The sequence below is a fragment of the Nocardiopsis listeri genome, from assembly GCF_020741345.1.
Classification (GTDB): Bacteria; Actinomycetota; Actinomycetes; order Streptosporangiales; family Streptosporangiaceae; genus Nocardiopsis; species Nocardiopsis listeri_A.
Genome location: NZ_DYZD01000221.1, coordinates 1 through 10,476, shown reverse-complemented (window position 1 = coordinate 10,476; position 10,476 = coordinate 1). Strand labels below are relative to the sequence as shown.

The following is a 10,476-nucleotide window of genomic DNA, read 5'->3' as shown; positions in this document are numbered from 1 at the left end:
CGCAGCTTCTCCTTGCTGCCGAAGTGGTGGATGACCAGGCCGGGGGAGACCCCGGCCTCCTCCGCGATGGCGCGTACGGAGACACCGAAGCCCTCCTGGCCGAATCGGGTCAGGGCCGCGTCGCGAATGCGGGCGCGGGCGGTGAGGTCGTCTCGTTGAGCTGAACACATGTTCAATACATTAAACGGGTGTTCAGTCTGGTGGCAAGGGAGTCCTCCGTCCCGGGCGTACACTCGGGGCACTTTCGGGGTGGCCGATCGGGCCGTGCCCCAGGGGCGGAAGGGAGAAGTTCGATGGTCCAGGTCGCGGTCGCCCAGTTCGCGCCGGGGAAGGACAAGGCCGAGAACCAGAGGTCGGTGGCGGAGTTGGTCGCGCGCGCCGCCTCGACCGGAGCCGAGGTCGTCCTGCTGCCCGAGTACACGATGTTCACCGCGTCGCGCACCGACCACCGTTACGTCGAGGCGGCCGAGCCGTTGGACGGCCCCTTCCTCTCCGCGGCGGCGGACACCGCCCGTCGTGAGGGCGTGCACCTGGTGCTGGGGATCAACGAGTCCCGCGGCGAGGGCGCTTCACGCTTCACCAACACCCTGGTGGCGCTCTCTTCGGAGGGTGAACGGGTGGCGCACTACCGCAAGATCCACCTGTACGACGCGTTCGGGGTCAAGGAGTCCGAGGTGGTCGCCCCCGGGCCGATCGAGGAACCGGAGACCTTCACCGTGGACGGCGTGGTCTTCGGGCTCCAGACCTGTTACGACCTGCGCTTTCCGGAGGTGACGCGGCGGATCGCCGACGCCGGGGCGCACGTTGTGCTGCTGGCGGCGCAGTGGGTTCCGGGACCGCTCAAGGAGGACCACTGGCGCACCCTGGCGCGCGCCCGTGCCATCGAGAACACCGTCTACGTGGCGGCTTCGGGGCAGTCCGCGCCAACGGGGGCGGGCAACAGCATGGTGATCGATCCGATGGGGACCGCGTTGGCGTCGCTGGGGGAGCAGACCTTCGAGGTCGCCACGGCCGGGGTTTCGGCCGAACGTGTGGAAGCGGTCCGTGTCACCAATCCGGCCCTCGCGATGCGCCGATTCTCGGTGTCCTCAAGCGGGGAGGTCTGAGCGCCGCCACGGGTCCGCGCATACATTTCGGACAGATCGTATGAATGTCCAGCTCTTGCCCTGGGGCTTCACAGGCTTGGTCACTTAGGGTTATGATTTACCTGCACGGAGTGATTTAGATCGGTCCGGGCCCTTCCGGGCGCCGAGAGCTTCTGATTCAATTAAGAGCCGGTAACTATCGGCCCGCCAGACTGTCCTAAACCACGGGGGGAGCAAGGACATTGCGCGGAACGAGCACGATGTGCGAACCAGCAATGCGGACCGCCGCACCCGACGGCTACGTCTACGACCCGACCTGGCTGAGCCTGGCGCAGTGCATGGGGGATGCCTGCGTCGTCTGCCACGCCAAGTGGCCCCGGCCCCGCCGGGAGCTCGGTGAGCTGCCGGACGGGGCTCGGGTGTTCGGGTGCGACGAGTGCGCGGGGATCATCGGGCACCAGCCCGTCCCCGAGCCGCTGTTCGTCGCACGCTGATCGGCGGTCCCGTCTTCGGGACGGTCAGAGGACGGTCGCGCTCCGGGTCCAGGGGGAGAAGTAGGACCCGGAACGCGTCCGTCGACGCGCCCGCTTCCATGGGGAGGAGGGGAATTGAGCGCGCCTTCTCCAGGATGGTTCTCGTGACACACGTGGCCCGACGGCCACGTTCCCCGTAGGGCGTCGGGGCCAACGATACTCCGTGTTGCCCATCACCGACGGTCAGTGAGAAACTTCCATGCGGTATTTCGGTGAAGTTCCTCAGCCGTTGGTAGGAAAGCCCAGGTCGACGCCTCCTTCGGGACGTCGGCTCGGATCCGTCCAACGGGCGGTGACCGCCTTCGTTCGCGTGTAGAAGTGAACACTCTCCGTGCCGTGGGCGTGCGAGTCGCCGAAGAGCGACTGCTTCCAGCCCCCGAACGAGTAGTACGCCATGGGTACCGGAATGGGCACGTTGATGCCCACCATGCCGACCTCGATCTCGTTCTGGAAGCGTCGCGCGGCGCCCCCGTCGTTGGTGAAGATCGCCGTCCCGTTGCCGTACGGGTTGTCGTTGATCAGCTCGACGGCCTCGTCGTAGTCGGCCACGCGCACCACGCTCAGCACCGGACCGAAGATCTCCTCGCGGTAGCAGGTCATCCCAGGCCCCACGTGGTCCAGCACGGAGGGTCCCAACCAGAAGCCGTCCTCGTCACCGTCCGGAACCGGGTGCGCCCGACCGTCGATCGCCAGGGTCGCACCCTCTCGTACCCCCGACTCCAGGTACGAGGCGACCTTGTCCCGATGCTCACGGGTCACCAGCGGACCCATCTCGCTGCGTTCGTCGTCGCCGGGACCCACCCGCAGTCGGGCCACACGCTCCTTGATCCGTTCCAGCAGCTCGTCGGCGACCGAGTCCACCACCGCCACCGCGGAGATGGCCATGCACCGTTCGCCCGCCGAGCCGAACCCGGCGGAGACCGCCGAGTCCGCCGCCAGGTCCAGGTCCGCGTCGGGCAGCACCACCATGTGGTTCTTCGCCCCGCCCAGTGCCTGCACGCGCTTACCGTGCTCGGCCGCGGTCCGGTAGACGTACCGCGCGATCGGGGTGGAGCCCACGAAGCTGACCGCGGCCACGTCCGGGTGCTCCAGGATCGCGTCCACCGCGACCTTGTCGCCGTGCACCACGTTGAACACCCCGTCGGGAAGTCCGGCCTCCCGCCACAGCCGAGCCACGAAGGAAGCCGCCGACGGGTCCTTCTCACTGGGCTTGAGCACGAAGGTGTTGCCACAGGCGATCGCCACCGGGAACATCCACATCGGCACCATGGCGGGGAAGTTGAACGGGGTGATGCCTCCGACCACGCCCAGGGGCTGCAGGATCGAGTAGGAGTCCACGCCCGTGGACACGTTCTCGGAGTAGCCGCCCTTGAGCAGGTGGGGGATGCCGCAGGCGAAGTCCACGACCTCCAGGCCGCGGGCCACCTCGCCCTGGGCGTCGGAGAAGACCTTGCCGTGCTCGGTGCTCACCGACCGGGCCAGCTCGTCGGAGCCGGCGCGCAGCAACTCACGGAACCGGAACAGGATCTGGACGCGCTTGGACAGCGAGGTGTCCCGCCAACCGGGGAACGCCTTCCTGGCGGCGGCGACCGCCGCGTCGACCTCCTCGGGGCCGGCGAGGTCCACGGTGCCGAGGACCCGTCCGGACGCCGGGTTGTAGATGTCCCCGGTCCGCTTCGCGGGGCCCTCGTGGGCGGCCCCGCCGATCCAGTGCGTGACGTGTTCGCTCATGCTTGCTCTTCCTCCTGGAGGTCGTGTCAGGCCTGGTCGGCGACCGCGCGGACGGCGTCCAGCAGGATGTCGCGCCCCTCGGCGGCCTCCTCGGTGGACAGGTTCATCGGCGGGGCCATCCGCAGCACGTTGCCGTGCACGCCGCCCTTGCCCACCAAGAGTCCGCGTTCGCGGGCGGCCTCCAGCACCCGCCCGGCCAGGACCGAGGAGGGCGCGTCGGTGTCCGGGTCGACCATCTCGATGGCGAACATCAGCCCCTTGCCGCGCACGTCCCTCACACAGGGGAGTTCGCGCAGGGCCCGCAGCCCGTCGATGATGGTGCCGCCCTGCCTCAGCGCGTTGCCCTGCAGGTCGTGTTCGAGCACGTGGTCGAGGGTGGCGCCGGCCGCGGCCATGGACACCGGGTTGCCGCCGAAGGTCGCCACTCCCAGCGCCGGGAGCCCGTCCATGAGGTCGCCGCGGGCCACCACGCCGCCCACCGCGAACCCGTTGCCCAGACCCTTGGCGAACGTCATGGCGTCGGGGGTCACGCCGTGGTTTCCGATTCCGAAGAAGCTCGTGCCGGTGCGGCCCCACCCCGTCTGCACCTCGTCGGAGACGAACAGGATGCCGTGCTCGTCCAGGACCTCCTTGTACGCCGCGTAGAGGCCGTCCGGCGGCATCGCGAAACCGCCCACCCCCTGCACGGGTTCGGCGATGAGGCAGGCCACGTTGGGCGCCGCGGTGTCGAGGACCTCACGTAGGTCCGCCACGCACACGTCGATGTACTCCCGCTCCGACAGGTGCCGGAAGGCGGGGGAGGCGTGGTCGGTGCCGTGCAGGTAGTGCACGTTCAGCGGGGAGAGCGAGGAGTTCTTCCACGCCTTGTTTCCGGTGACCGCCACGGTGCCGAAGGAACGGCCGTGGTAGCTGCCGCGCAGGGCCAGGACCTCGTCGCTGCCACGGGCGTAGGTGGCCAGCAGCAGGGCGGTCTCGTTGGCCTCGGTGCCGGAGTTGGTGAAGAACACCTTGGCGTCGGGGATACCGGACAGGTGGGCGATCTTCTCGGCCAGCTCCACCTGGGAGCGGATGAGGTACAGCGTGGACGTGTGCACGACGCCCTTGGCGAGCTGCCGTTCGACCGCCTCGCGGACCTCGGGGACGTCGTAGCCGAGCATGTTCGTCACGATGCCGGTGAAGAAGTCCAGGTAGGTACGGCCTTCGGCGTCCGTGACACGGGCGCCCTCACCTCCGACGATCTCCATCGGGTTCTCGTAGTACAGGGGCATCCAGGAGGGCATGACCGCGCGGTGGCGCGCAAGGAGTTCCGACATGCCCTCAGTCTTCCCAGTGCCCGCGTACTTGACCAGGATCAGCATGTTGACAACATGATGGTCGGCTTTACATGGTGTAAACCACCCGGGTGCGGCCCACGTTCTACACTGACGACGTGCTCCCCACCCTCGCCGAAGTACTGAGGCTCCCGGCCTTGCAGCGCGCACGCCCCCGAGTGGTCGCCGGCTCCGAGTACCTGGACGTTCCTGTTCGCTGGGTCCACGTCGCGGAGGTCACCGATCTGGCCCACCTGTTGCGCGGCGGCGAACTCGTCCTCAGCACGGGGATCGCCATGCCCGACGACCCCGCCGCCCTGCGCCGCTACATCGAGGACCTCGCCGACGCCGGGGTGAGCGGCCTCGCCGTCGAACTCGGCCGCAAGTACCACGCCGAGCTCCCCAGGGCCTTCCTCGACGCGGCCGAGGACGCCCGCGTCCCCGTCGTCCTGCTCGACCGCGAGGCACGCTTCGTCGAGATCACCGAGGCCGTGCACATCCGGGTGGTCAACGAACAGGTGGAGGAACTGCGCGAGTCCGAGAAGCTCCACTCGGTCTTCACCAGGCTGTCCGTCGAGGGCGCCGACGCCGTCCAGATCCTGCGGGAGGTCGCCAACCTCTCCGGTTGCCCGGTCATCCTGGAGAACCTCACCCACCAGGTCCTGGCCTGCGACCTCAACGGCGAGGAACCCGGCACCCTGCTCACGTCCTGGGAGAGCCGCTCACGGTCGGTCCGTTCGGGCGACCGCACCGTGCACGCGCCCACCACCGGCTGGCTGGTCACCACAGTGGGCGCGCGCGGACAGGACTGGGGGCGATTGATCCTCATCGTCGGCGCCACCCCCACGGGCCGCCAGAGCATGCTCATCGAACGCGCCGCCACCACCCTGGCCCTGGGACGCCTCCTGGAACGCCATCAGGAGAGCCTCGAACGCCAGACCCACCGCACGATCATCGCCGGCATCATCGATCGCTCCTACTCCGATCCGGAGGAGGCCCTGGTCCGCGCCCGCGCAGTGGGGGTACCGCTCAACGGACGTGAACTGGTGGGGCTGGTGCTGCGCCTGCAGGAGGGCGGGACCGGTCTGGCCGCACAGGCCCGCCTGTCCGAGACCGCCGAGGGCGCCGCCCGGGCCTGTCGGGAACTGCGGTTGCCCGCGCTGGTGGGCTCCCTGGACGACCTACGGGTGGGGATCCTGCTGGCACTGCCCTCCGGCCGACGGCTGGACACCACCTTGAGCCGGCTGGCCGACCGGGTGCACGCCAGGCTGGGCGACGCCGCGGTACTGGCGGTGGGATCGGAGACCCACGACATCCGTGCGGTGCGCCGATCCTTCCTGGAGGCCCGACAGGTCGGGGACGTGGCCCTCAAACAGAGTGAGCGGCGCCCCTTCTACCGGTTGCCCGACCTGCACCTGCGCGGCCTGCTGCACCTGTTCCGCGACGACGAGCGTCTGCAGACCTATGTGGAACGCGAGCTGGGGCCGCTGCTGGACCACGACGCCCGTCGTGGCGGCGACCTGACCGACATGCTCCGCCACTACCTCGGCGCGGGCCGTAACAAGGCGTTGGCGGCGAGCCGGGCGCACCTGTCCCGGCCCGCCTTCTACGAGCGATTGCGGCGGATCTCCTCGGTGTTGGACGTCGACCTGGAGTCGGTGGAGACGTGCCTGTCGTTGCACGTGGCCCTGCTGTCCCTGGACTCGGTCCGCGACCAGACCTGACCCGACCCGCCGCCTCGTCCCACGCCGTCGATCTCCTACAGGCCGGCCAGGGCCTCCTCCAACAGGTCCAGACCCTCGTGGAGCAGCTCGTCGCCGATCACCAGGGGCGGCAGCATCCGGATCACGTTGCCGTAGGTGCCGGCGCTCAACAGGACCAGGCCCCGGGCGTGGCAGTGCTTCAGCACCTTCGCCACCGCTTCCGGGTTCGGCTCCTTGCCGTCCTTGACCAGCTCGACGGCGATCATCGCGCCGCGACCGCGCACGTCGCCCACCACGTCGAACTTCTGCGCGAGGGTGTTCAGCCGGCCCAGCATCAGCTCGCCGATCTCACGGGCGCGCCCCACCAGGTCACCGGACTCGATCGCCTCCAGCGAGGCCAGGGCGGCCGCGCACGCCGCGGGATTGCCGCCGTAGGTGCCCCCCAGGCCGCCGCCGTGCACGGCGTCCATCAGCTCGGCGCGACCGGTCACCGCCGCCAGCGGCAGCCCGCCCGCGATGCCCTTGGCCGTCGTGATCAGGTCCGGGACGACCCCCTCGTGCTCACAGGCGAACATGTCCCCGGTGCGCGCGAAGCCGGTCTGCACCTCGTCGGCCACGAACACGATCCCGTTGGCGCGGCAGTACTCCACCAGCGCGGGCAGGAAACCGGGAGCCGGCTCGATGAACCCGCCCTCGCCCTGAATCGGCTCGATGACCATCGCGGCCACGTTCTCGGCGCCGACCTGCTTGGTGATCTGGTCGATCGCGGCGGCGGCCGCCTCGGGACCACAGTTCTGCGGGCCGGTCGGCCAACGGTAGGCGTAGGCCATGGGCATTCGGTGGATCTCGCCGGCGAACGGGCCGAACCCGTGCTTGTACGGCATGTTCTTGGCGGTCAGGCCCATGGTGAGGTTGGTACGGCCGTGGTAGGCGTGGTCGAACACCACGACGGCCTGGCGTCCGGTGGCGCTGCGCGCGATCTTCACGGCGTTCTCCACCGCCTCGGCGCCCGAGTTCAGCAGGATGGACCGCTTCTCGTGGTCGCCCGGGGTGACCCGGTTGAGGGCCTCGCACACGTCGACGTAGACCTCGTACGGGTTGACCATGAAGCAGGTGTGGGTGAACCGGCCCATCTGTTCGGCGGCCCGCTCGACCACGCGCGGGTCCGCGTTGCCGACGTTGGTCACGGCGATGCCCGACCCGAAGTCGATGAGCGCGTTGCCGTCGACGTCCTCGATGATCCCACCGCCCGCGCGCTCGACGTACACGGGCAGAGTGCTGCCCACACCCTGGGCGACGGCGGCGCTGCGACGCTCCTGGATGGCCCTGGACTGGGGGCCCGGGATCTCGGTGACGATCCGACGGGACTGGACGACCTCGGTCGTGGCCATACGGCTGCCTCCTTGCGGGGGTCGGTTCTACGGGGTGGACCCCGGTGACTCGCCTGACACTAGGCCGCGTGGAACCCGACACGCATGGACACAGTGGATAATCGAAGCGGCGCCCTGTGCCATTGCGGCGGGGTGCGGGCCGACGGGGCGACCGAACGAGGGGGAGACGCGATGCCACCGACACTGGGAGCCCTGCTGCGCACGCCCAAACTGCGGTTGCGCCTGCTCACCGGGCAGGAGGAACCGCACCGCCGGGTGGAGTGGGTCGCGGTCAGCGAACTCACGGACCCCACCCCGTATCTGGCCGGGGGAGAGTTGCTGCTCACCACCGGGGTGGGTTGGGCCGAGGATCCACCGGACCTGCGGGACTACGTGCGTCGCCTGGCCGAGCGCGACATCGCCGGGCTGGGGTTCGCTGCCGACGTCGTCTTCGAGCACACCCCCGACGAGCTGCGCGCGGCCGCCGAGGAATTCGGGGTGACCCTGGTGGAGGTGGCCCGTGAGACCCCCTTCATCGCGGTCGGCAAGGAGGTCTCACGGCTGCTGGCCCAAGAGGAGTACGAGGGTCTGACCAGGGCTTTCTCCGCCCAACGGGAACTCGCTCGGGCCGCGCTGCGTGGAGCGGGCGCCGTCGTCGAGCGGTTGGCCCGTGAGTTCGACGGGTGGGTGCTGTTGCTGGGACCCGACGGTTCGGTTCGGCACGCCGCCCCCGCCCAGGCCGCCGAGCACGCCGACCGGCTGGCCGCCGAGCTGCCCCGACTGCGCGGGGCGGGGCAGCGGGCCGGCTCCTCGGTGGTCTCCGGCGACGAGCACGTGGCCCTGCAGTCCCTGGCCATCGGCCGTCGGGTGCGCGGCTTCCTCGCCGTGGGCGCCCGCAAGGGGTTCGGCTCGCACGACCGCACCCTGGTCAACGCCGCGGTGTCGCTGCTGTCCCTGGAACTGGAACGCCCGACCGCCGAGGGCGGGTCCGGGATCGTGTCGGGGGTGGTGGCCGCGTTGTTCGACGGGGCTCTGGACCCCGCGCATACGGGCGCGACGGCCCTGCGTCGCGCCCTGCCCGCCGAACCGGTGGTGGTGGCCGCGGTCCAGGATCCGGCGTCGCGGTGCTCGCTCCCGGACGGGCTCTTGGCCACCGATGCCGCCGACGTCGCCGCCGCCGACCCGGCCACCGGCACGCTGCTGCTGGCCTCGGCCGAGATCCTCGACCGGCTGCCCGAGGTGTTCGACGAACTCTTCGAGGGGGGCGTGGGGCTGAGCGATCCGGTCTCCTACACGGAGCTGGTCGTGGCCCGTGCCCAGGCCGAACGGGCTTTGGCCGTGGCGGTGGACGAGGGACGCGGGCCGGTGCGCTCAGGTGACCTGCCCGGCGGTCTCCTCGGGCTGCTGGAGACCCCGGTCGGGGTCCGGCTGGCCGACGACCTCCTCGCGCCCATCGACCGTCAGCGCAACGCCGCCGAACTCTTGGCCTCGCTCCGTGCCTATCTCGCCGCGTCGGGCCGCTGGGACGCCGCGGCCGAACGTCTGGGGGTGCACCGGCACACCCTGCGTTACCGGATGAAACGCATTCGGGAACTGCTCCCGGGTGACCTCGACGATCCCGATCATCGCACGGAACTGTGGATCTCCCTCCGTGTCCGCGAAGGGCGCTCCCGTCCCTGAACGACCGGGATGGTCACCCTGGGTGATAGTCGTCGCGGGTTCGATCGTTCCGGGGGTGGACGCGCGCGGAATGCACCACAATGGGGCCTGATAGCGGGGAGTAATCACCTGATCACGTGAAGATCGGGTGCTCAGGGGGACGCTGTGAGGTCACTGCGAGACGAGGCACGGAGCGGGCCGGCCGTTACCCACGCCACCGTGGGCGGAACGGTCGGCGACACGGGCGCCCAGGGCGTCGGGGTGGGAGCGGCCTCGCTGCGCTGGAAGCCCCCCGTCGACCGGGGAGAGGTCCGCTCGTTCCTGGCCTACCTGCGCTCCTGCCTGCACCGTGAGGCGGTCCACGGCCACGTGGTGCGCGCCGAACACCTGGAGTCCGACACCTGCGCCTGTCTGCCGGCCGGTCCGGAACTGCTCTTCAGCGGGGCCAGGGACACCCTGCCCCTGCACCACGAGAGCGCCCGCGTCACGCGACTCGCCGGCCGCTATGGTCAGGCCCTGCGCTACGGCTACCCCCTCGTCGTCCTGCCCGGTGAACCGGGGGACGAGACCGATACGAGGGTGACGTTGCCGCTGCTCACCGTGGACGTCCGGGTCGTCGACGAGTACGAGACCCGCGGGGTCGGCGAGCGGATCGGGGCCGGCGACGCGCCCCTGGTCCGTGCCATCGGCCCACCCGACGTCGACATCGCCCTGCTGGCCCGTCTGGGCATCACCGACCCCGAGGACCTCTTCGAACTGCGCACCAGGTTGCGCGCCGGGGCGCCCGACACGGTCCACCGACCGGCCGCCGTCGCCGACCTCGCCGCGAAGGTGCGCACCCTGCTCACCCGCCTGGAGATCGAGCGCGTCGACGACATCGACCCGCTCGGTACCCGCGGCCTGCCCCGCACGTTGAACCTCGGCGCGCACAACACCGCGGTGCTCTTCCGCGCCGGCCCGGGCGGCCGACCCGAGACCGAAGAACCCGCACCCGGCAGTGTCGAGGGCCTGTTGGCCGACCTCGACCCCACCGACCGGGACGGTCTGGATCCCGAGGCCATCGGCGGCACCGCCCTGGAGTCCCT

General features: G+C 70.2%; 8 protein-coding genes and 1 pseudogene. 5 read left to right on the top strand and 4 right to left on the bottom strand.

The annotated features are described in order from the left end of the window. The coding region (locus K8V84_RS11825) for a helix-turn-helix domain-containing protein (protein WP_304074132.1) at positions 1 to 170 on the bottom strand (170 nt) is incomplete at its 3' end. 123 nt (positions 171 to 293) lie between these two features. Here K8V84_RS11825 and K8V84_RS11820 point away from each other — a divergent pair. Both K8V84_RS11820 and K8V84_RS11815 read left to right on the top strand, forming a co-directional pair. Beyond that, positions 294 to 1,106 carry a carbon-nitrogen hydrolase family protein gene (locus K8V84_RS11820; RefSeq protein WP_304074130.1) on the top strand — a complete coding sequence of 271 codons (813 nt, stop codon included), beginning with the start codon at positions 294 to 296 and terminating at the stop codon, positions 1,104 to 1,106. 239 nt (positions 1,107 to 1,345) lie between these two features. After that, the gene (locus K8V84_RS11815; RefSeq protein WP_304074128.1) at positions 1,346 to 1,579 is read left to right on the top strand and encodes a hypothetical protein; all 234 of its coding nucleotides are present in this window, start codon (positions 1,346 to 1,348) and stop codon (positions 1,577 to 1,579) included. Between the two features lie 261 nt (positions 1,580 to 1,840). Here K8V84_RS11815 and K8V84_RS11810 read toward each other — a convergent pair whose 3' ends face one another. Next, positions 1,841 to 3,349, bottom strand: a complete 1,509-nt coding sequence (locus tag K8V84_RS11810) for a CoA-acylating methylmalonate-semialdehyde dehydrogenase (RefSeq protein ID WP_304074126.1) — start codon at positions 3,347 to 3,349, stop codon at positions 1,841 to 1,843. A 26-nt stretch (positions 3,350 to 3,375) separates the two neighbouring features. Continuing rightward, positions 3,376 to 4,662: an aspartate aminotransferase family protein gene (locus tag K8V84_RS11805; RefSeq protein WP_304074125.1), complete on the bottom strand. Its 1,287-nt coding sequence runs from the start codon at positions 4,660 to 4,662 to the stop codon at positions 3,376 to 3,378. Between the two features lie 116 nt (positions 4,663 to 4,778). Between K8V84_RS11805 and K8V84_RS11800 the strand changes: the two genes are divergently transcribed. Beyond that, a complete protein-coding gene (locus K8V84_RS11800; RefSeq protein ID WP_304074124.1) occupies positions 4,779 to 6,383 on the top strand; it encodes a PucR family transcriptional regulator in 1,605 nt (534 codons plus the stop codon). A 35-nt stretch (positions 6,384 to 6,418) separates the two neighbouring features. On the opposite strand, the gene gabT is transcribed toward K8V84_RS11800, so the two are convergent. Beyond that, the gene (gene gabT / locus K8V84_RS11795; RefSeq protein WP_304074122.1) at positions 6,419 to 7,753 is read right to left on the bottom strand and encodes a 4-aminobutyrate--2-oxoglutarate transaminase; all 1,335 of its coding nucleotides are present in this window, start codon (positions 7,751 to 7,753) and stop codon (positions 6,419 to 6,421) included. Between the two features lie 171 nt (positions 7,754 to 7,924). On the opposite strand from gabT, the gene K8V84_RS11790 reads away from it, so the two are divergent. Next, positions 7,925 to 9,412, top strand: coding sequence for a PucR family transcriptional regulator (locus K8V84_RS11790; RefSeq protein ID WP_304074121.1), 1,488 nt, complete (start codon positions 7,925 to 7,927; stop codon positions 9,410 to 9,412). Between the two features lie 144 nt (positions 9,413 to 9,556). Beyond that, positions 9,557 to 10,476: pseudogene (locus K8V84_RS11785) on the top strand (DNA helicase); the annotation flags it as partial.

Bases quoted from the DNA above. Each gene is read 5' to 3' on its own strand.
- K8V84_RS11820 (WP_304074130.1), top strand. From the start codon at position 294: ATGGTCCAGGTCGCGGTCGCCCAGTTCGCGCCGGGGAAGGACAAGGCC.
- K8V84_RS11815 (WP_304074128.1), top strand. From the start codon at position 1,346: ATGTGCGAACCAGCAATGCGGACCGCCGCACCCGACGGCTACGTCTAC.
- K8V84_RS11805 (WP_304074125.1), bottom strand. From the start codon at position 4,662: ATGTCGGAACTCCTTGCGCGCCACCGCGCGGTCATGCCCTCCTGGATG.
- K8V84_RS11790 (WP_304074121.1), top strand. From the start codon at position 7,925: ATGCCACCGACACTGGGAGCCCTGCTGCGCACGCCCAAACTGCGGTTG.
- gabT (WP_304074122.1), bottom strand. From the start codon at position 7,753: ATGGCCACGACCGAGGTCGTCCAGTCCCGTCGGATCGTCACCGAGATC.
- K8V84_RS11810 (WP_304074126.1), bottom strand. From the start codon at position 3,349: ATGAGCGAACACGTCACGCACTGGATCGGCGGGGCCGCCCACGAGGGC.